Here is a 20,148-nt window from a genome sequence, read left to right as displayed (position 1 = left end):
AGGAAGGTCGAAATTCGAGCAAGCACCAAAATCCCCCGGCGTGTGGCGCCGGGGGGCTTCGTATCAACGCTTGGTGTTGGAACGGATATTCCAGCCGAACTTGATCGGGCCGCCGTCCTTGGTGCCGTCGGCTTTCTGCGGCTGGTAGTCGACCATCACCTGGGCAAAGTTCAGGGTGACGTTTTCGGTCAGGCGATCATCGCTGCCCGAACCGCCGGTGCTCAGGGAGGTGATCAGTACTTCTTCGAGGTTGATGATCATGTACTCGACCTGGCTTTCGCCGCCGGCCTTGCGCACGGTCAGCTTGACCTTGTCGATGTGCTTGCCGCTGGCGCAATGCATCATCAGGTTAGGCGAAGCCTTGTCCACGTACTTGGTCAGCGACAGGTCCTGGATATTCACCTTGCCCGCACCGCCGCCACTGCCAACGTGCATGTTGCCGGACTGGGCCATGCCCCAGCTCCAGTTCAGCACGTCGATTTCGTCCTTGTGGGCCTTGTCCATGGACTCGCCCTTGATGTCGCCGATCTTGATGAAAATATCAACAGCCATGTTTTCTCCCTGTGTGGCACGGGCCACTTGATTTGGTGATCGTTCCCACGCGGAGCGTGGGAACAAGCGAATGACTTACGCGCTTTTTGCCGAAGGCAGTTTCGATACCAGGCGCAGCGACACGGTCAGCCCTTCGAGCTGGTAGTGCGGACGCAGGTAGAACTTGGAGTTGTAGTACCCCGGGTTGCCTTCGACGTCTTCCACGATCACTTCCGCCGCAGCCAATGGGTGCTGGGCCTTGGTGGTTTCGGTGGAGTGCGCCGGGTCGCCGTCGACGTAGTTGAGGATCCAGTCCTGCAACCAGCGCTGCATCTCGTCCTTCTCTTTGAAGGAACCGATCTTGTCGCGCACGATGCACTTCAGGTAGTGGGCGAAACGGCAGGTGGCGAACAGGTACGGCAGGCGCGCGGCCAGGTTGGCGTTGGCGGTGGCGTCCGGGTCGTCGTATTCGGCCGGTTTCTGCAACGACTGGGCGCCGATGAACGCGGCGAAGTCGGTGTTTTTCTTGTGCAGCAGTGGCATGAAACCGTTCTTCGCCAGCTCCGCTTCACGGCGGTCGCTGATGGCGATTTCGGTCGGGCACTTCATGTCCACACCACCGTCATCGGTGGGGAAGGTGTGGGCCGGCAGGTTTTCCACTTCACCGCCAGATTCCACGCCACGGATGCGCGAGCACCAGCCGTAGTGCTTGAACGAACGGTTGATGTTCACCGCCATCGCGTACGCGGCGTTGGCCCAGGTGTACTTCGAGCTGTCGGCGCCGTCGGTGTTTTCTTCGAAGGCGAAGGCTTCCACCGGGTCAGTCTTGGCGCCATATGGCAGGCGTGCCAGGAAACGCGGCATGGTCAGGCCGATGTAGCGCGAGTCTTCCGATTCGCGCAGCGAGCGCCAGCCGGCGTATTCCGGGGTGGTGAAGATCTTGGTCAGGTCACGCGGGTTCGACAGTTCCTGCCACGAGCCCATGCCCATCACAGTCGGCGATGCAGCTGCGATGAACGGTGAGTGCATCGCGGCGCAGACTTTCGACAGCTCGCCCAGCAGTTCCACGTCAGGTGGCGACTGGTCGAAGTAGTAATCGCCCACCAGGCAACCGTAAGGTTCGCCGCCGAACTGGCCGTATTCTTCTTCGTACATCTTCTTGAAGATCGGGCTCTGGTCCCACGCGGTGCCCTTGAATTTCTTCAGGGTCTTGTGCAGGTCAGTCTTGGAGATATTGAGCACGCGAATCTTCAGCTGCTCGTCGCTCTCGGTGTTGTTGACCAGGTAGTGCAGGCCACGCCAGGCGCTTTCCAGTTGCTGGAAATCCGGGTGGTGAATCACCTGGTTGACCTGGGCGGTGAGCTTGGCGTCGATGGCGGCGATGATCGACTCGATCGACTTGATCGCGTCGTTGGAGACCAGGTCGGTTTGCGCCAGGGCCTGCTCGGCCAGGGTGCGCACGGCCGTCTCGACGGCTTCGCGGGCACGCTCGGTCTTGGGCTTGAATTCTTGCAGCAACAGCGAGGCGAACTCACTGGTTTCTTCGGTGGCGCCCAGGTTCTGTGCGCCTTCGCGGGCGGTATTCTCGCTCATGATTACTGGTCCCCAGCAGGTTTTGGCGCGCTCGCAAGGGCCTGCAGCAGTGCCGGGTCCTTGATCGCCTTCATGATGATTTCTTCAGCGCCAGTCTTGCCGTCCATGTAGGTCAGCAGGTTGGCCAGCTGGGTACGCGCTTCGAGCAGCTTGTTCAGCGAGTCGACCTTGCGCGCCACGGCAGCCGGGCTGAAGTCGTCCATGCTTTCAAAGGTGATGTCCAGGCTCAGGTTGCCTTCGCCGGTCAGCTCGTTGGGTACGTGGAAGGCTACGCGCGGCTGCATGGCCTTGAGGCGTGAGTCGAAGTTGTCGACGTCCACTTCAAGGAACTTGCGATCAGCGACCGGCGCCAGAGGCTCGGCGGGCTTGCCGGCGAGGTCGGCCATCACACCCATCACGAAGGGCAGTTGGACCTTTTTCTCGGCGCCGTAAAGCTCGACGTCGTACTCGATCTGCACTCGAGGCGCGCGGTTGCGCGCGATGAATTTCTGAGAACTTTGCTTCGCCACGTTGCTGCTCCTGGTCGCTTGAGCGACGGTGTTGTTACTGCTCAGTCGGGCGGCTTACTCGCCGTCCGGGCCGCGCAGGTTTTCAAATTGGGACATGCCGTCGGGAATCAGATTGCGCACGATGGTCGCGAAATCGGCGTGCACCAGATTTTTCGCCCGGTTCAACAGCACCGGCAACGGGCTGGAAGGCTCGTGCCGGGTGTAGTACGCAAGGATTCGGTCCAGGTCGCGCAGCACCTCATCGCGGCTGGCGATCTCGCCAGTATTGCGGGGAGCGGCAGGGGCGGTGGCGTGTTCGACCGAGGCGTGGCTGTCGTCACTGACAACCTCGGGTTCACGGCTGTCGCCGCTCTGCGCAGCGAACTGGCTGAAAATCTGCAGGGCCTGCTTGAGCAGGTGTTTCAGCGCGCCGAGGTCTACGCCCTGGGCGGAACCGACTTGCTCGCTGACGTGTTTTTCAATGCTTTCACAGGCCGCACGGGCCTCGACGAGGGCTGCGTGGGTGGCTTGCAGCTGCTCTGGATCACTGTCGAGGAAGGCCCCGGCCAGTTGCTCGGTACCAAGGGTTTCGCCGGGGAAACTTTGCAGGCCGCTGGCGTTCAGGGCGCCACGCAGGCTCACGGGGCCAAACGCCCGCGAGCGCGTGAGGACACTTTCGCGCAGCAGGCGGATGTTCGTGTCGCAGGTCATTCCCGCCAGGGCGTTGATGCGTACGGTGGGGTCGTTGTGGTCATCGGCATCCAGGCGTGGATGCAGATCGGCCCAGTACTGCTGGAGCAGTTCACTGATCAGGGTCAGGACGCTGGCCAGCCCGCCAACACCTTGCAGGGCGAGGGAGCTTTGCAGCAAAAAATGAGTGATGCGCAGGTCTTTGCTGCGCTGCAGCAAGTCCAGGCACTGTTGCTGGATGCTGCGCCAGTCTGGCGGCTCGGCGGGCAAAATGGCGTCGCCCATGCTGCGCTCGGGTTGACCCTGGGCAGCACGTTCCAAGTGCAGGAAATCCGCGTCATATTCCAAGTCTTCGCCACACGGCGAAGTCGCAGAAACAGCGGTGAGCAGCAACGGCACATCCACCAAATTCGATCTCCATATCGGCCCTTTAGTCTTGGGCAATTCATGCGTTAGTTGCGCGGCTAGTTGCGCAATTTATCGGCATGTTTTCCTGGTCAGGTCAGCGCATTGATTTCAATGTGCCACTACTCATCTTCAAGAAGTTGTGCATTTTTGGTGTAGTAGTTATGCGTTGTCAAGGTAAGCTATTCGTCCTGTGTGACAGATGTGCGGTGTTTAACAACCTGTACGACCTGTGAGTCAAAATAGGAATTCCCTGACGCTTTTTGTCACATTGACTGGTTAAAATCGGCGATCATGCTGATAAGCCAGCCTTTTTGGCGTGGTTTAAAGGATTTGCCAGGGCGCGCTTGGGAAGGTATTTCCCTTGGACCGCTCGCGCGTGAGGTACAGCAAGGAGGCAAGATGTCACTGTGTTTGACTATTACTAGTTATCACAAGATCACCCCAGGTCAATGTCCGGAAAAGTCCATGGATAATGGAGTGATGGCAATTGGCCGCTCCAGTGAAAACGACTGGATATTGCCTGATCCAGAACGTTTGGTCTCCGCGCAACATTGCGTTATTCAATACAAAGATGGTCGTTACTATCTAACCGATAACAGTACTAATGGTGTGGAATTGGTTAACGCCGGCATTCGTTTGCGCCGGGGAAACAGTGAGCCATTACAAGATGGTGAATTGATCCGCATCGGCGATTACGAGATCCAGGCACGGATTGATTCCGGGGTGAAGGTGACCGACAGCCAGCCTTTCGGCACTGACGGCTCCAATAGTTTCGAAGCCCTCATGGGGCGCCAGGGTGCCGGTGTGGCCACGCCGCTGCCGACCCCGGTGATCGCCCCACAGTTCCAGGGGGCGTCGTCAATGGACACGCTACCGGACCTGTTTGATTTCCTCACGCCGACGGCCGTGCCGCCGCCCACCCAGCCTGACCATGTGCCGGCTGAGCAGCATGATTTCCGCCCGCCCGTGGCGGTTACCGTGCCCGCCCCCGAGCAGCCGCTGAACTCGGGCTCGGTGATTCCAGAAGACTGGGATCTGTTTGGCGAAACACCTACGCCGTCGATCAGCCCGCCACCACCTGTCATCGCGCCGCCTGAGCCGCCCCTCGCGCCCCCTGTGCTCGAGCCCGCGGGCCCTGTGGCAGACGGCAACCAACCCGATTTGCTGCAAGCCTTCCTGCGTGGTGCCGGTCTCGATCAACTGCGCCTGGACAAGGCCCAGGCCGAGGCGCAGATGGAAAGCATCGGCCGCAGCTACCGGCTGATGGTCGAAGGCTTGATCGACGTACTGCGCGCACGCAGCAGCCTCAAGGGCGAGTTCCGCATGCAGCAGACGACGATCCAGCCGGTGGAAAACAATCCGTTGAAATTCGCCCCGAATGCCGACGAAGCGTTACTGCTGCTGCTACGCCACGGCAACCAAGCGTTTATGGCGCCGGACCTGGCCGTGCGCGACAGTTTCGACGACCTGCGCGCGCACCAACTGGCGGTGATGGCCGGTGTCGAAGCGGCCATCAAGCATCTGTTGACGCGCTTCGAGCCGGCCCAATTGGAAGAGCGCATGGGCAAGCCCGGCGGGCTGTCGAGCCTGTTCAACGGCTCGCGCCAGGCCCAGTACTGGCAACAGTTCACTGAGCTCTACAACAGTATTTCCCGTGAGGCCCAGGAGGATTTCCAGGACCTGTTCGGCCGTGAATTCAGCCGGGCCTATGAAGCACACAGCGCACGACAGCGGCGCTGAAACCGGAACAACGGACAGCCACATACGTCATTGAGGACGCAGGATGATTTTCAGGTTTTTACTCGCAGCCGCCAGCGTGTTGCTGCTGACGGCCTGTGCCAAGGATGCCGCGCCGCCCCAGGCGCCAGAGGCACAAATCGACACCACCCGTGTCGAGTTGCACTTCCATGCCATCGCTGGGCTCAACCCCGGCACCACGGGCCAGCCAGCCCCGGTGCGGGTGCGGATTTTCGAGCTGAAAAACGCCGCTGCCTTCAGCCGTGCCGACTATTTCGCCCTGGCAGATCGCGCCCAGCCGACCCTTGGCCTGGACCTGCTGGACCAGGATGAAGTGGTGATCCAACCCGGCCAGCAATTGAGCATCCAGCGCGACCTCGATCCGGCCACCCGGCAGATCGGCCTGCTGGTGGGCTATCGCGAACTGGACCGCGCGCAATGGCGCACGGTGTTCAGCGTGCCGCCCCGCCAGGCCAGCGAATACCAGATCAGCCTTGATGTGCGCGCCGTACGTGCGCACCTCAGCGTTTCCCCATCCAGCCCTGCCCAATAAGAAGCAATCGGAGCCCCCATGTCCTGGAACAATCGCGTGGTCTGGTCGGAAGGCATGTTCATCGGAACGCAGCACTTCCAGCAGCATGACCGTTACCTGGAAAACCTGATTGATGCCCGCAGCCGCCCGCTGTCGGCCGGCGCCTGGGGGTTTTCCGAACTGCTGATCGACCAGGGCCTGCTGGCCCAGGGCAAGCTGGCCATTGTCTCGGCCCGTGGCCTGTTGCCCGATGGCACACCGTTCAATATCCCCCAGGATGACCTGGCGCCGAGCCCGCTGAACATCGACGACAACCTGCGTGACGGCCTGGTTTACCTGGCCTTGCCCCTCAAGCGTGCCGGTGCCCGCGATACGGTCGACGAAGGCGAGCCCCTGGGCGCTGCACGTTACCTGAGCCAGGTGCGCGAGGTGCGGGATGACAACGCACCCTTCGAGAACCGCGCGCCGGTGGCCGTCGGCTCCCGTGCCTTGCGCTTGCTGACCGCTGCCGATGGCATCAGCGACTACGCCGCCATCGGCCTGGTGCGCATCAAGGAAAAACGCGCGGACCGCGCCCTGGTGCTAGATGACAGCTACATCCCGCCGGTGCTCGATGTGGCCGCGAGCAAGCCGCTGACGGCGTTTCGCAGCGAACTGCTGGGCCTGCTGCACCAGCGCGGCGAAGCCCTGGCCGGGCGGGTGGTGGCCTCGGGTGCCGGTGGCGCCTCGGAGATTGCCGACTTCATGCTGCTGCAACTGGTCAACCGCGCCCAGCCGCTGATCCAGCACCTGAGCCAGTTGAGCCCGCTGCACCCGGAGCGTTTGTTCAGTGAACTGGTAAGCCTGGCCGGCGAGTTCTCGACCTTCTCCACCTCGGGGCGGCGCCCCGAGGAATACCCGCGCTACCAGCATGACGACCTGGCCCTCAGCTTCGCCCCGGTGATGCAGGCCCTGCGCGAGGCGCTGTCGATGCTGATCGACAGCAAGGCCACGCCTATCCCGATTGTCGAAAAAGCCTATGGCGTGCATGTGGCGATGCTGGCGGACAAAACCCTGATCGACAGCGCCAGCTTCATCCTTGTGGTGCGTGCCGATGTCCCGGGCGAAACCCTGCGTGCGCGCTTCGGCCAGCAGAGCAAGGTCGGCTCGGTGGAGCACATCCGCGACCTGGTCAACCTGCAACTGCCGGGCATCGGCCTGTTGCCGTTGCCGGTGGCGCCACGGCAAATCCCTTACCACGCGGGCTCCACCTACTACGAGCTGGATCGCGGCAGTGAGCATTGGCAGCAACTGATTCACTCCGGCGGCTTCGCCTTCCATATCGCCGGGCAGTTCCCGGGCTTGAACCTGGCCTTCTGGGCGATCCGAGGATAATCCGCGATGCATCCCAATGATGACGACCGCACCCAGTTCATGCCGCGTCCGGGTGGCCGAGCGCCGGAGCCTGCCCGCGCAGAACCAGCGCCTTTGTCGATGCCGGCGGCGCCGATCCTCACCGGCAAAAGCCAGGGCCTCAACCCGCTGGAAAGCGCCGCCGGCCCCTTGCTGGCACTGCTGACGCGCCTGCGCAATACCATCGCCCATCCCGCACCCTCAAGCCTGCGCGCGCAGTTGCTGGCCTACCTGCGCCAGTTCGAAGAACGCGCCGAGGCGGCCGGTGTGGCCCGCAACGAAGTGCTGTTGGCCCGCTACGCGCTGTGCACCGCCCTCGATGAAGCGGTGCTGAGCACGCCCTGGGGCAGCGCCAGTGACTGGGGCAAACAGAGCCTGCTGATCACCGTGCACAACGAAGCCTGGGGCGGCGAAAAGGTCTTCCAACTGCTGGACCACTGCCTGCAAAGCCCGCGCGAACGCCTGTATCTGCTGGAGCTGTTGTATCTGTGCATGTGCCTGGGTTTCGAAGGCCGCTACCGGGTAATGAACGACGGCCGCAGCCAGCTCGAAGCCCTGCGCGAACGCACGGCGGCGGCGATTCGCAGTGCCCGTGGCGAGCATGAGCGCGAGCTGTCGCCCCATTGGCGGGGCGTGACCGTGGCCCGCGATCGCCTGGCGCAATTCATGCCGCCGTGGATCGCCGTGGCCATCGGCCTGGCTTTGCTGCTGGCCCTACTGTTTGGCTTGCGCCTGAAACTGGCGTCGGATGCAGAGCCGGTGTTCAAGAACATCCATGCATTGGGGGAAATCCCGGTGCAGGCCATCGACCGCCCGGTGGCGCAGCCGAAAATCATCGAGCGCCCACGCCTGGCGGGCTTTCTGGTGGAGGACATCAAGGCGGGCCGGGTCGCGGTGGAAGATGCCGTCGACCGCTCCGTGGTGACGATCCGTGGCGATGAACTGTTCGCCTCGGCCAGCTCCAGCATTGTCGATGACTACCAACCCCTGATGCTGCGCATCGCCGACGCCATCCGCAAGGTCAAGGGCCAGGTGCGGGTGACCGGGCACAGCGACAATCGGCCGATTGCCACCCTGCGCTTCCCGTCCAACTGGGCCTTGTCCGAGGCGCGGGCCAAGTCGGTGCTGGAAATCCTCGCGGCCAAGACCGGCCAGGGCGAGCGCTTCAGCGCCGAGGGTCGCAGCGACACCGAGCCGGTGGCGACCAACGCCACAGCCGAAGGCCGTGCCCGCAATCGTCGGGTTGAAATCACCGTATTGGCGGAGGGCGTCGAGTGAAGGCGTTTTTCAGTTTTATGATTCGCTGGGTGATCCCCGTGCTGGGCCTGATTGCCCTGGGCCTGATCATCTGGTTTGTCGGGCCGTTGCTCGACGTGCTGGTGCCGGAAGGCCGGCGCTGGGCCTTGATCATCCTGGTCTTCGCGGTGTGGATTGCCTACCGCGTGTTTCGCATCATCCAGGCGCGCCGTCAGGCCGCCGAAGTGATGCGCAGCCTGGCCGCCGAAACCCCGGCCGACCCCAACAGTGTCGCCACTGCCGAAGAGTTGGCCACCCTGCGCCAACGCATGGACGAAGCCCTCGCGCTGTTGAAAAAGGCCAAGTTGGGCGGTGACGAACGGCGCAACCTCTATGAGTTGCCGTGGTACGTGATCATCGGCCCGCCGGGCTCGGGCAAGACCACCGCGCTGGTCAACTCCGGGTTGCACTTCCCCCTGGCTGCCCAGTTGGGTGCCGGTGCGGTGCGCGGCGTGGGCGGTACACGTAACTGCGATTGGTGGTTTACCGATCAAGCGGTGCTGCTGGACACCGCCGGGCGCTACACCACCCAGGACAGCAACTCCACGGTGGATAAAGCCGCCTGGCTGGGCTTCCTCGACCTGCTGAAAAAGCAGCGCGCCCGCCGCCCGATTGATGGCGCTTTTATCGCCATCAGCCTGTCGGACCTGCTGCTGGGCACTGACGCCGAGCGCGCCGCTCACGCTGCTGCAATCCGCCTGCGCATCCAGGAGTTGTACACCCAGTTGGGCGTGCGTTTCCCGATCTACCTGATGCTCACCAAGCTCGATCTGGTGCCGGGGTTCATGGAGTTTTTCGACAACCTGAGCAAGGAAGATCGCGCCCAGGTGTGGGGCATGACCTTTGCCCTGGACGACGGCAAGCACAGCGACAGCCCCCTGGCCCATCTGCAAAGCGAATTCGCCGGCCTGGAGCAGCGCCTCAACGAGCGCCTGGTGGAGCGCCTGCAACAGGAGCGCGACCCGGCGCGACGCGACCTGATCTATGGCTTCCCGCAGCAATTCGGTGCGCTGAAGGATTGCCTGCAAAGCTTCCTCGAGGGCGTGTTCAAGCCCAATGCCTTTGAAGAGCGCGTGCTGCTGCGCGGCGTCTATTTCACCAGCGGTACCCAGGAAGGCAGCCCGATTGACCGACTGATCGGCGCCATGGCCCAGAGCATGAACCTCGACCGTCAGCACCTGGCGCGCCAGAGTGGTACTGGGCGCAGCTACTTCATCGAGAAACTGTTCAGCGCCGTGGCCTTTGCCGAGCGTGGCCTGGTGGGGGTCAACCCGAAGGTCGAGCGCCGCCGCAAATGGGTCGCCCGTGGCGTGCTCGCCGCGACGGTTGCGCTGGTGCTGGTGGTCAGCAGCCTGTGGTGGCTGAGTTATCGCGCCAACCAGGCGTATATCGCCCAGGTCGACCACAAGGTCGCGCCACTGGGCCAGGCCGTGCAGAGCCTGAGCCCGGCACAGCGTGATGTGCTGGCGGTGTTGCCGCTGCTCAACGCGGTTAAGAACCTGGCGGGCGATTCGCCAAGCTGGTCCGAGGGCCTGGGCCTGTATCAGGGCGACATGCTCGAAGCCGAATCTGCCAGTGTCTACCGCAAGCTGCTGATCGCGGTGTTCGCCCCGCGCCTGGTGACGCGCATCGAAGAGCAACTGCACGGTGGTGGCAGTTCCGATTTCCTCTACGAAGGCTTGAAGGCCTACCTGATGCTGGCGGACAGCGAGCATTACGACCCGGACTTTATCAAGGCCTGGATCGCCCTGGACTGGGACCGCAACCTGCCGCGCGACCTGCCCGCCGACCAGCGCCAGGCCCTCAGCGCTCACCTGCAGGCGCTGTTCGACCGCCATCCGCCGAATGCGCGCCTCGACCCACGGCTGATCGACGACTTGCGCCGGCAACTGCAACAACTGCCGGTGGCCCAGCGTGTGTACGACCGGGTCAAGCGCCAGAAACTGCCCGACGGCGTGACTGACTTCCGCATCAACGAAGCCGCTGGGCGGGATGCTGCGCTGGTGTTCAGCCGCAAAAGTGGCAAGCCGCTGGGCGAGCCGTTGAGTGGCTTGTTTACCGCCAAGGGCTATCGCCAGGGCTTTTTGCTGACCAGCCTGAATCAGGCCGGGACCCTGGCCGAAGAGCAATGGGTGTTGGGCCAGGCGCCGGCAGATCAACAGAATGTGGCGAGCCTTGCCGCCGACGTGCGACGCCTGTACTTCCAGGATTATCAGCGCCAATGGGACGCCTTGCTGGCGGATATCGACTTTGTGCCCATCACCAGCGTGGCCCAGGCGGCGGACGTGTTGCGGGTGATCTCCGGCCCGACCTCGCCGCTGAAAAAGCTGCTGGTGGCGGTGGCCAAGGAAACCGACCTGCAAGCTGAAGAACGCCAATTGGCGGCCAAGGGCGTGCCGGTGGAAGGTGGCGTCGACAAGCTCAAGGAGCGCCTCGGCAGCCTGCTCGGCGAGGCCCAGCCGACGGCCAGTGCACCGGCCCTCACGGAAGACCCGGTGACCGCGCACTTTGCCGAACTCAACAGCATCGTCGCCAAGAACGAAGGCGAGCCGGCGGCCATCGACGGCCTGCTGGCGGATATGAATGCGCTGTATGTGCAGGTCAGCGCCATGGTCGGCGCCAGTGGCGATGCCTTGCTCGGCGAAGCCAAGAACCAGGCCGCAGCGGCCGCCACCCGGGTCAGCCTGAATGCCGAACGCCAGCCGCCGCTGGTACAGGGCATGGTCAAGTCGGTGGTCAACTCCACCACCAACAGCATGATGGGCGGGGTGCGCAATCAACTGAACGCTGCCTGGGTCAGTGAAGTGGTGAATGTGTATCGCCAGTCCCTGGCCGGGCGCTACCCGATGTCCCCCGGCAGTGCTCGGGACGCCACCCTGGACGACTTCGGCCAGTTCTTCGGGGTGGGCGGGGTGATGGACAACTACTTCCGCAAATACCTGCAACCCTACGTCGATACCTCCGCGCAGACCTGGCGCTGGCAGCCGGGGGCGGCGCAGAAGCTCGGCATCGCGCCGGGCGTGCTGCAAACCTTCCAGCGCGCGGCGACTATTCGGGATGCGTTCTTTCGCGCGGGGGGCACGCAGCCCATCGTGCGTTTCGAGCTCAAGCCGGTGGCGATGGACGCGACCATCACCCAGTTCCTGCTTGACCTGGACGGCCAGCAACTGAGCTACGACCACGGCCCGAGCCGGCCGGTGGCGATGCAATGGCCGAATCCCGGCAGCAGTGGCGGGGTGCGCATCTCGATCATGCCGCCATCGGTCAGCGGTCGCTCCGGCGTCACCCTGGATGGCCCATGGGCGTGGTTCCGCCTGTTGGAGCAGTCGGAGCTTTCTGCTGGCAATTCGCCGGACCGCTTCAACCTGCGTCTGCGGGTCGACGGCGCGAGCATCGCCTATGAGTTGCGTGCCAACAGCGCTTTCAACCCGTTCAAGAGCCGCGTGCTCAGTGGCTTCAGCCTGCCGGAGCGGCTATGACCACCCTAGGGTTCTACGGCAAGTTGGCCAGTCGCGGGGACTTTGTCAGCCGTGCCTTGCCCCAGAGCTTTATCGGCCCCTGGGACAGTTGGCTGGCTGCCGGTTTGCTCGCCAGCCAGCACAGCCTGGGCGACAACTGGCTCAACGCGTACCTGGTCAGCCCGCTGTGGCGTTTCGTGCTGGCGCCGGGGGTGTGCGGGCCGGATGCGGCGGCGGGTGTCGTGATGCCGAGCATTGATCGGGTCGGGCGGTATTTCCCGCTGGCGGTGGTCGCCTTGTTGGATCACGACACCAATCCGGCGTCCCTGGTGGGTGGCCCGGATGCCTGGTTCGAACAGATCGAGGAGCTGCTGCTCAGCACCCTGCAGCCCGGCGCCACGTTCGAGGGGTTTAACCACGGCGTTGACCGCCTGGGCTTGCCGGCCAGTGAACCGCGTGCCCTGGACAGTCGCTTCGCCAGCCTGCAACGGGTCGCCGCCACCGTGCCCCATGGGCGCATGACTGCCCTTGCCGAACAGGCCTGCGAAGGCGCCAGCCTGTGGTGGGGACGTGGTTCGCAACGTATTTCCCCCGGTTTATTACGGTGCCAGGGTTTGCCTGCTGCCGGCGATTTTGCGCAATTTCTGCTCGGACAAGAAGGTGTGGTGTAGATGGGGTCGACGTACAAATCCGCGAGCAAAAGCCATGTGGGCATGGTGCGCCAGGTCAATGAAGACGCGTGCCTGGACCTCCCGGAAAACCGCCTGTGGGTGGTGGCCGACGGCATGGGCGGGCACGCGGCCGGCGACTATGTCAGCAGCCTGATCGTCGACAGCCTGCGCGGCCTGCCCGTGGGTCGGTCCCTGGACGAATATACGGCGGCGCTGCGCACCGAGCTGACCCGGGTCAACGCGGCCGTACGTGAAGAAACCTCCAACCGTGGCGTGACCATGATGGGCAGCACCGTGGTGGTGTTGGCCGCACGCGGCCTGCGCGGTGTGTGCCTGTGGGCCGGCGACAGCCGCTTGTATCGCCTGCGCGATGGCGAGTTGGAACGCATCTCCCGCGACCACAGCTACGTGCAGGACCTGCAGGACAGCGGCCTGCTCAGCGAAGCCGATGCGCGGGTGCATCCGCGGGCCAATATCGTCACCCGCGCCATTGGTGTGGAGGCGCAATTGGAGCTGTCGGTGGTCGACCTGTTGATCGCCCCCGGTGACAGCTACCTGCTGTGCAGCGATGGCCTGAACAAGACCGTCGAAGACCACGAAATCCGTGACGTGCTGAGCCATGCCGAGCCTGACGAAATCGCCCGCAGCCTGGTGCACCTGGGGCTCAATCGCGGTGCGCCCGACAACATCACCACCCTCGTCGTGAAGGTGTCGCCATGACCCTGATCATCCCCGGCTACGACATCGACGGCGAAATCGGCGAAGGCGCCATGGCCAGCGTGTACCTGGCGACCCAGCGGTCGCTGGAGCGCAAGGTGGCGTTGAAAGTCATGGCCGCCGCGCTGGCTGCCGACCCGAGTTTCTGCGAGCGTTTCCTGCGCGAGGGCAAGACCCTGGCGCGGCTGTCGCACCCGCACACCGTGACCATCCACGACATCGGCAATGTCGGCGAGCTGTATTACATGGCCATGGAATACCTGCCCAATGGCACGCTCAAGGAGCGCATCGCCGCCGGCCTGACGCCGGAACAGGGGCTGGTGTATATCCGCCAGATCGCCTCGGCCCTGGGTTACGCCCATGCCCAGGGTTTGGTGCACCGCGACGTCAAGCCGGCGAACATCCTGTTTCGCGCCGATGGCACGGCGGTGCTGTCGGACTTCGGGATCGCCAAGTCCCTGGATGACCGCACCCAGTTCACCCAGGCCGGGTTTGCCGTGGGCACCCCCAGCTACATGAGCCCGGAGCAGGCGCGGGGCCAGGAAATCGACGGCCGCGCCGACCTGTACGCCCTCGGGGTGGTGCTCTACGAAATCCTCGTCGGCAAGCTGCCTTACAACGGCACCGATGCACTCTCCACCGCCCTGGCGCACCTGACCGAGCCCTTGCCGGAACTGCCGCTGCACCATGGCCGTTATCAAGAGGTGCTGAAAAAACTCCTGGCCAAGGATCCGGCGCAGCGTTTCCCGGATGCCGCCGCGCTGCTGCTGGCCCTGGATCGGTTGCCCCTGGAGGCGCCGAAAGAGGCCTTGGAGGCGACCTTGATTCGCCCCGCCGTGATGTCGGCCGGTCAGGATCTGGCCGGGTTGACCCCGGTGTCCATCGAAATTCCCAATGCCGCGCCGCAACCGCAACCGCAACCGCAACCGCAACCGCAGTCGCAAGCAGTGCGCCAGCCGGTGGTGAGCCCCACGCAGCATCGCGCGGAGTCCGAGCAGCGGCGTGGCCCGGTCCTGGCATTGGCCGCCGTGGCCGTGGCGGTCGCGCTGGCCATCGGTGGCGCCAGTTACTGGTGGCTGAGTGACGACGCCCCTGCGCCGCCGCCTGCTGCGGTCGTGCCCGCTACGCCGGCTGCGGTTAAACCGTTGGCCGCTGATAGCGACGGCGGCCAGCGCCCCTTGCTGATGGCCGGCAAGAAAACCCTGTTCCAGCGCGTCCTGAGCAAGCCCGGCGCCAAGCTCTCCAGCGAGGCGGGCGGCGCACCGGGTAAGGCCTTGCCCGCGTTCTCGGTGCTTTATGTGTACCAGCGCAAAGATGTCGACGGCAGCCCATGGCTGCGCATTGGCGCCGCCACCGATGGGCGCAGTGACGGTTGGTTGCCGGCCGCGCAAGTCAGCGACTGGAAGCAGAGCCTGGTGCTCAAGTTCACTGAGCGTTCGGGACGGGCACCGGTGATGTTCCTGCGCCAGCCTGGCGAGGTGGAAAAACTCCTGGCTGACCCGGCCGCCGCGAAAAACCTGCTGCTCAAGGCGCAGAAAAACCCTGAGGACAATCAACAGGTCCTGGCCCTGGAGCCCACAGCCAGTGCCGTGCCGCAGAACCAGTTCTACCTGTTGCCGATCTTCGACGCCAAAGAGAGCTTCGATGAGAATGGCCAGCCGGTGCAGTTGCTCAATGTGGCGTCCATCGACCCCGGCACTGCCGCCGCCAAGCCGGCCACCCCGCTGATCAATGCGAATGCCGATGCATTCCGCACCGCCGTGGTACTGGTGGTGGATACCACGGTGTCGATGCAGCCGTATATCGACCAGGTGCGCGACGTGGTCCATGAACTGCAAACCCGCATTGCCGAGCGCGGCGAGTTGGACAGCGTCAGCTTTGGCATGGTCGGCTTTCGCAGCAGCGTGAAGAAAACCCCTGGCCTGGAGTACGTGGCCAAGACCCTGATCACCCTCGACCAGGGCCGCGACCCCCAGCGGTTTCTGGATATGGCGCGGCAGGTCAAAGCCTCCACCGTCTCCAGCCACTCGTTCAATGAAGATGCGTTTGCCGGGGTGATGCAGGCGGTGGAAGGCATGGATTGGTCCGGCTATGGCGGGCGCCTGATCCTGCTGGTGACCGATGCCGGGGCCCTGCGCAAGAACGACCCGTTTGCCGCGACCCAGATGAACGAAGCCGAAGTGCGCCAGGCGGCGCTGGGCAAGCAGATCAAGATCTATGCCCTGCACCTGCGCACCGACGCCGGCAAGAAAACCCATGGCGGCGCCGAATCCCAGTACCGCACCCTGACCGCCGACGCCAACCCACGGATCGGCGATCTGTACACGGCAGTGCCGGGCGGTGATGTGCGCAAGCTGGGCGAGCGGGTCGATGAGATCGGCACGGTGTTCGCCAACCTGGTGCATCAGGTACGCAGCAATACCCCGCAGCCGGTGCCGTTGCTCAGCAGCGCGCCGAGCCTGGCGGATAAATCCGCCGCCGTCGGCTATGCCATGCACATGGACTTCCTCGGCCACAAAGGCGCGAGCCAGGCGCCGCAACTGGTCAGCGCCTGGACCGCCGACCGCGACCTGACCAACCCGGCCCTGCCGGCGTTCCAGGTCTGCGTGATGCTGACCAAACTGCAGCTCAACGATTTGCAGCAATCGCTGAAATTGATCGTCGATGCGGCACGCAAGACCCAGACCTCGCCCAGGGATTTCTTCCAGGAAATCGCCAGTGCCTCGGCCTACATGAGCCGCGACCCGCAGGCCCTGCGCAAGGGTGGCAACCTCGCCGACGGCGGCATTCTGGGTGAATACCTGGAAGGTCTGCCGTACCGCAGCAAGTCCCTGAACATGACCCAGGACCTGTGGCTGTCATTGAGCGTGGCCGAACAGGAAGACTTTATCGACGAGCTGGATTCGAAGATCCGCCTCTATGAAACCTTCCATAACGACGTGGCCAATTGGGTCCGTTTCGGTGATGCCGAACCGGGCGATGCGTTGTACCGCGTGCCACTGTCGACGCTGCCTTGATGCTGAACCTGAGCGCGGTGCACAAGAACCGGGGCCTCGGTAGCCAGCGCTATAGCCTGGTGATTCCGGCACTGCACCTGGGTGCAGGTGAACAGCTGGCGATTGTCGGGCCGAGCGGTTGCGGCAAAAGCACCTTGCTCGATCTGCTGGCGTTGGTCCTGGCACCTGATCAGGTGGGCCGTTTTGAATTCAACCAGTTGGATATCGGCGGGCTGTGGCGGGCCAATCAGCAATCCACGTTGGCCGGGTTGCGCAGCCGGCATCTTGGTTACGTGCTGCAGACCGGTGGCCTGCTGGGCTTTCTCGATGTGCGCAGCAATATCGCCCTGTCCCGGCAGCTGTTGGGCCTGAAGGACGATGGCAGCGTGGCGCGGCTGGCTGCGCAGTTGCAAATCAGTGACCAGTTGGCCAAGAAGCCTGGCGCGTTGTCGGTGGGTCAGCGCCAGCGTGTCAGTTGCGCCCGCGCCCTGGCCCATGCCCCGCAATTGGTGCTGGCCGATGAGCCGACCGCGTCCCTGGATCCGCTCAATGCCGAGCGCGTGATGCAGGCGCTGCTGGCCCAGGCCCGTGAGCACCGCGCCGCGTGCGTGATCGCCACCCATGACGAGCCCCTAGCCCGCGCCAGTGGCTTGCAGGTGCGGCGCATCAGTTGCCAGCGTGACAGCGACGGTGGCGTCACGGCGACTCTCGGGGAGGCATGTTGATGCGTATCCCTCTGTTGGCTTCCCTCGCTTGGCAGGATTACCGCAACGATGGCTGGCTGTCGGCCTGTTCGGTGTTGGCGCTGGTGGCGGTGATCGCGCCGTTGCTGGTGTTGTTCGGCCTGAAATTCGGACTGGTCAGCAGCTTGACCGAGCGCTTGGAGAATGACCCGGCGACCCGCGAAATCATCCCGTTGGGCGGGGGGCGGTTCAGTCGCGCCTTTGTCGAGCAACTTGGTCAGCGCAGCGATGTGGCGTTTGCCATCCCGCGCACGCGGCAGATTGCGGCCACGGCCCAGGTGGGCACGTTGACCCTGGAGATGCTGCCCACCGCGCCGGGTGATCCGTTGCTGGGCGGTTTGCCTATCCCGGCGGGCCTGGAGCAGATCGTGCTGAGCCACACCGCCGCCGAGAAGCTGGCGGCGCGGCCGGGAGATTGGCTGCAAACCCGCTTTGCGCGGCAAGTGGCCGGTCGCGTCGAGGCCCGGGATGCACGGTTGCAGGTGGTGGCAGTGCTGCCCCTGGAGGCGTTTGCGCGGGACGGTTTGTTTGCCGACTTGAGCCTGCTGGAAGCGGCGGAAGACTACCGCGATGGCCGTGCGGTGTCGGCGCTGGGCTGGGAGGGTGCCGCGGTGGGCGTGAGCGAGCAGCGGGTGTATCCGGCGTTTCGTTTATATGCACGCAGCCTTACCGATGTTGAGCCGCTACGGCTGTATTTCGCCGCGCAGAACCTGTTGGTCTCGACCCAGGCGCTGAGCATCGCCCAGGTGCAGTCGCTGAGTCGCAACTTGGCGATTGTGTTCTGGATCATCGCCGGCCTGGCCTTGGCGGGGGCATTTGCGGCGATTTTCGCCGGGGCGTTGGCCGCTGTCGCGCGCAAGCGCCGGGAGTTATCGGTGTTGCGCCTGTTGGGGGTTTCCACTGGCGCGCTGTTGTTGTTCGTGACGCTGCAGGCGCTCTACAGCGCGGGGTTGGCCGCTGTACTCAGCGCCGGGCTGTATGGCCTGGCCGAGGCGGGTTTGAATCAATTATTCGTGCAGGTGCCGGGCGAATACGCCAGCCACCTGTTGGCGCGGCATTACGCCCTGGCCCTGGTCGCGGTGCTCGGCGTCAGCGCCGTGGCGGCCGTATGTGGGGGGTGGCGGGTGGCGCGTATCCAGGCTTCTGAGGGCATCAGAGATGTATAAGTTATTGGGCGCCGCCGTGGCGCTGAGCCTGGCCACTGTGGCCTGGGCCGACGAGGCAAGCGATAAGCTCGACAACCCCAAACCGTTGGCCGATGACGTCAGCCTGCCGCTGCCGTGTGAGGGCAACATGGTGTTCCGCTACGCCTATGTCCTGGCCCAGGGCACCCTGGACGACCGAGAGGTCAGCCTCGGCTACCCGTTCAGCGAAGGCGAGGCGGGCTACAAGCAGTCGTTTATCTCGGGTTACCGCCGCGACTTTATCAATGGCCAATTCACCCTCAAGGATTTGCCCAAGGGCTGGAACAAGGTCATTGCGCCGCTGATGCCCAAGACCGACGCCAAGACCCCGCTCAAGCCGATGCTCTACTTTATCGGCAAGTACGAAGTCACCGCGCGCCAGTACGCCCAGGTCATGTCCCAGGCCCAGTCCCTGGCCAGTGGTGAGCCGGCGCCAGCGTGCGAGGTGCCTGAGGGCATGGCCGGGCGCTTGCCCAAGGTCAAGCTGTCGCGCTTTGAAGCCGAGCGTTTCTCGGCGGTCTACAGCGCCTGGTTGATGAAATATCACCGCGACTTGCTACCGGTCAGTGGCCGCGGTGCTTCGGCGCAAGATGGCGGCCTGGGGTTTGTGCGGCTGCCTACCGAAGTGGAATGGGAGTTCGCCGCGCGCGGCGGCCAGGCAGTGAGCCGCCAGGATCTGGAAGGCCGCTTGTTCCCCCGGCGTATCGAGGGCAGCGACAGCGACGGCCCGCTGGGCGATTGGGCGGTTTTCAACCAGGTCGCCGGCGGCACCGGCCAGGCGGCGCGGCTGATGCCTATCGGTACCAAGTTACCGAACCCCATCGGCATGTTCGATGTGATCGGCAACGCCGCGGAGATGGTCCAGGAGTCGTTCCAGCTGGTTCACGCCGGGCGCCGCCAGGGCACCTACGGCGGCTTTATCGTCAAGGGCGGCAACTACCTTGAAGGCGAGGGCACGCTGTTCAGCGGCATGCGCCGCGAATACCCGCTGTTCGGCGCCGATGGCACGGAGCAAAGCAACGAGACCACGGGCTTCAGGGTGGCGATTGGCGCGCTGTCGGCACCGCGCTCACGCTACAACGAACTGTTCGCGCAGTGGCAGAAAGAGGGGCGCCTGGCCGCGCTGACCGACGCCATCGACGACGCCCAGGACCCGACCAAGCGCCTGGACAGCATCATCGCCGCCAGCGTCGACCCACGGCTGCAGGCCGAGTTGGGGCTGGTCAACGAAGAGCTCAAGCGCAACGTGTCGCTGATCGCCCAGCAGCGTGAGGAGGCGGCTGGCAACCTGATCCAGTCTGCCGCCCTGGTGGCCGAGACCATCAATAACTACAACATCCGCCTGATCAATCTGCAGAAGAGTCGCCAGCAGTCCCTGGACGCCAAGGACGAGGCCAGCGCGCAGTTGTTCGCCACGGCCATCGCCAATGGCCGCAGCGCGCTCGACGGCGCAGTGGCGATCTATATCGACAACCTGGCCACCGGCACGCGCTACACCGATGCGGTGATCCAGGCGCAGTTTCAACGGATCCAGCAAGAGTTGGAGCGCAAGCCGGTACTGGGCAAGAGCCTGGTGACACGCGCGACGTTATTCGTTCGCCATGTCGGCAACTATCGCAAACAACAGCGAGCCGACCCGGCAACGATTTTGAAGGAATTGCTCGCAGCGAGCGGTCAGCGGTCTTGACCGTTGGTTGTATAGCGAGCTTGGA

At 64.0% G+C, this 20,148-nt stretch carries 15 protein-coding genes; 11 read left to right on the top strand and 4 right to left on the bottom strand.

Annotated features, from left to right (window positions below):
- Positions 1-63 precede the first annotated feature (63 nt).
- The 4 genes from HBR94_RS09740 to tssA all read right to left on the bottom strand — a co-directional run bounded on the left by HBR94_RS09740 (position 64) and on the right by tssA (position 3,707).
- A complete protein-coding gene (locus HBR94_RS09740; protein ID WP_029289879.1) occupies positions 64-552 on the bottom strand; it encodes a type VI secretion system tube protein Hcp in 489 nt (162 codons plus the stop codon).
- 75 nt (positions 553-627) lie between these two features.
- Positions 628-2,124, bottom strand: a complete 1,497-nt coding sequence (gene tssC, locus HBR94_RS09735; protein WP_057440528.1) for a type VI secretion system contractile sheath large subunit — start codon at positions 2,122-2,124, stop codon at positions 628-630.
- Positions 2,125-2,126: 2 nt separating this feature from the next.
- Positions 2,127-2,633: a type VI secretion system contractile sheath small subunit gene (tssB, locus tag HBR94_RS09730; protein ID WP_010168268.1), complete on the bottom strand. Its 507-nt coding sequence runs from the start codon at positions 2,631-2,633 to the stop codon at positions 2,127-2,129.
- 54 nt (positions 2,634-2,687) lie between these two features.
- Positions 2,688-3,707 carry a type VI secretion system protein TssA gene (tssA, locus tag HBR94_RS09725; RefSeq protein ID WP_170044618.1) on the bottom strand — a complete coding sequence of 340 codons (1,020 nt, stop codon included), beginning with the start codon at positions 3,705-3,707 and terminating at the stop codon, positions 2,688-2,690.
- 402 nt (positions 3,708-4,109) lie between these two features.
- Here tssA and tagH point away from each other — a divergent pair, with 402 nt between their 5' ends.
- From tagH to HBR94_RS09670, 11 genes are read left to right on the top strand one after another with little or no spacing between them, the layout of a single operon-like run.
- Complete coding sequence (gene tagH / locus HBR94_RS09720) at positions 4,110-5,450, top strand: type VI secretion system-associated FHA domain protein TagH (RefSeq protein ID WP_120734344.1); 1,341 nt, start codon at positions 4,110-4,112, stop codon at positions 5,448-5,450.
- Positions 5,451-5,493: 43 nt separating this feature from the next.
- The gene (gene tssJ, locus HBR94_RS09715; protein ID WP_120734343.1) at positions 5,494-6,000 is read left to right on the top strand and encodes a type VI secretion system lipoprotein TssJ; all 507 of its coding nucleotides are present in this window, start codon (positions 5,494-5,496) and stop codon (positions 5,998-6,000) included.
- A gap of 18 nt (positions 6,001-6,018) precedes the next feature.
- Positions 6,019-7,353 carry a type VI secretion system baseplate subunit TssK gene (gene tssK / locus HBR94_RS09710; RefSeq protein ID WP_057444220.1) on the top strand — a complete coding sequence of 445 codons (1,335 nt, stop codon included), beginning with the start codon at positions 6,019-6,021 and terminating at the stop codon, positions 7,351-7,353.
- A gap of 6 nt (positions 7,354-7,359) precedes the next feature.
- Positions 7,360-8,649, top strand: a complete 1,290-nt coding sequence (locus HBR94_RS09705; protein ID WP_032856783.1) for a DotU family type VI secretion system protein — start codon at positions 7,360-7,362, stop codon at positions 8,647-8,649.
- Entirely contained in the window at positions 8,646-12,146 is a 3,501-nt protein-coding gene (tssM, locus tag HBR94_RS09700) for a type VI secretion system membrane subunit TssM (RefSeq protein WP_186350998.1), read from the top strand. Before HBR94_RS09705 ends, tssM begins: the two co-directional genes overlap by 4 nt.
- Entirely contained in the window at positions 12,143-12,796 is a 654-nt protein-coding gene (tagF, locus tag HBR94_RS09695; RefSeq protein ID WP_057961017.1) for a type VI secretion system-associated protein TagF, read from the top strand. The genes tssM and tagF overlap by 4 nt, the downstream gene beginning before the upstream one ends.
- Entirely contained in the window at positions 12,797-13,516 is a 720-nt protein-coding gene (locus HBR94_RS09690; protein ID WP_170044608.1) for a protein phosphatase 2C domain-containing protein, read from the top strand.
- On the top strand, positions 13,513-16,530 hold the full coding sequence (locus tag HBR94_RS09685) for a serine/threonine-protein kinase (RefSeq protein WP_170044606.1): 3,018 nt from the start codon (positions 13,513-13,515) through the stop codon (positions 16,528-16,530). Before HBR94_RS09690 ends, HBR94_RS09685 begins: the two co-directional genes overlap by 4 nt.
- Entirely contained in the window at positions 16,530-17,234 is a 705-nt protein-coding gene (locus HBR94_RS09680; RefSeq protein ID WP_115129288.1) for an ABC transporter ATP-binding protein, read from the top strand. Before HBR94_RS09685 ends, HBR94_RS09680 begins: the two co-directional genes overlap by 1 nt.
- Entirely contained in the window at positions 17,234-18,418 is a 1,185-nt protein-coding gene (locus HBR94_RS09675) for an ABC transporter permease (RefSeq protein WP_170044604.1), read from the top strand. The genes HBR94_RS09680 and HBR94_RS09675 overlap by 1 nt, the downstream gene beginning before the upstream one ends.
- Entirely contained in the window at positions 18,411-20,123 is a 1,713-nt protein-coding gene (locus HBR94_RS09670) for an SUMF1/EgtB/PvdO family nonheme iron enzyme (RefSeq protein ID WP_057961013.1), read from the top strand. Before HBR94_RS09675 ends, HBR94_RS09670 begins: the two co-directional genes overlap by 8 nt.
- Positions 20,124-20,148: the final 25 nt, after the last annotated feature.

It is taken from the genome of Pseudomonas sp. WS 5412, assembly GCF_012985615.1.
Classification (GTDB): Bacteria; Pseudomonadota; Gammaproteobacteria; order Pseudomonadales; family Pseudomonadaceae; genus Aquipseudomonas; species Aquipseudomonas shahriarae.
The sequence above is the reverse complement of the archived record's forward strand: the minus strand, read 5'-3'. Positions and strand labels throughout refer to the sequence as shown.

Coding starts and splice junctions, on each gene's coding strand:
- HBR94_RS09740 (WP_029289879.1), bottom strand. CDS start 552: ATGGCTGTTGATATTTTCATCAAGATCGGCGACATCAAGGGCGAGTCC.
- tssC (WP_057440528.1), bottom strand. CDS start 2,124: ATGAGCGAGAATACCGCCCGCGAAGGCGCACAGAACCTGGGCGCCACC.
- tagH (WP_120734344.1), top strand. CDS start 4,110: ATGTCACTGTGTTTGACTATTACTAGTTATCACAAGATCACCCCAGGT.
- tssJ (WP_120734343.1), top strand. CDS start 5,494: ATGATTTTCAGGTTTTTACTCGCAGCCGCCAGCGTGTTGCTGCTGACG.
- tssK (WP_057444220.1), top strand. CDS start 6,019: ATGTCCTGGAACAATCGCGTGGTCTGGTCGGAAGGCATGTTCATCGGA.
- HBR94_RS09705 (WP_032856783.1), top strand. CDS start 7,360: ATGCATCCCAATGATGACGACCGCACCCAGTTCATGCCGCGTCCGGGT.
- tagF (WP_057961017.1), top strand. CDS start 12,143: ATGACCACCCTAGGGTTCTACGGCAAGTTGGCCAGTCGCGGGGACTTT.
- HBR94_RS09690 (WP_170044608.1), top strand. CDS start 12,797: ATGGGGTCGACGTACAAATCCGCGAGCAAAAGCCATGTGGGCATGGTG.
- HBR94_RS09685 (WP_170044606.1), top strand. CDS start 13,513: ATGACCCTGATCATCCCCGGCTACGACATCGACGGCGAAATCGGCGAA.
- HBR94_RS09680 (WP_115129288.1), top strand. CDS start 16,530: ATGCTGAACCTGAGCGCGGTGCACAAGAACCGGGGCCTCGGTAGCCAG.
- HBR94_RS09675 (WP_170044604.1), top strand. CDS start 17,234: ATGCGTATCCCTCTGTTGGCTTCCCTCGCTTGGCAGGATTACCGCAAC.
- HBR94_RS09670 (WP_057961013.1), top strand. CDS start 18,411: ATGTATAAGTTATTGGGCGCCGCCGTGGCGCTGAGCCTGGCCACTGTG.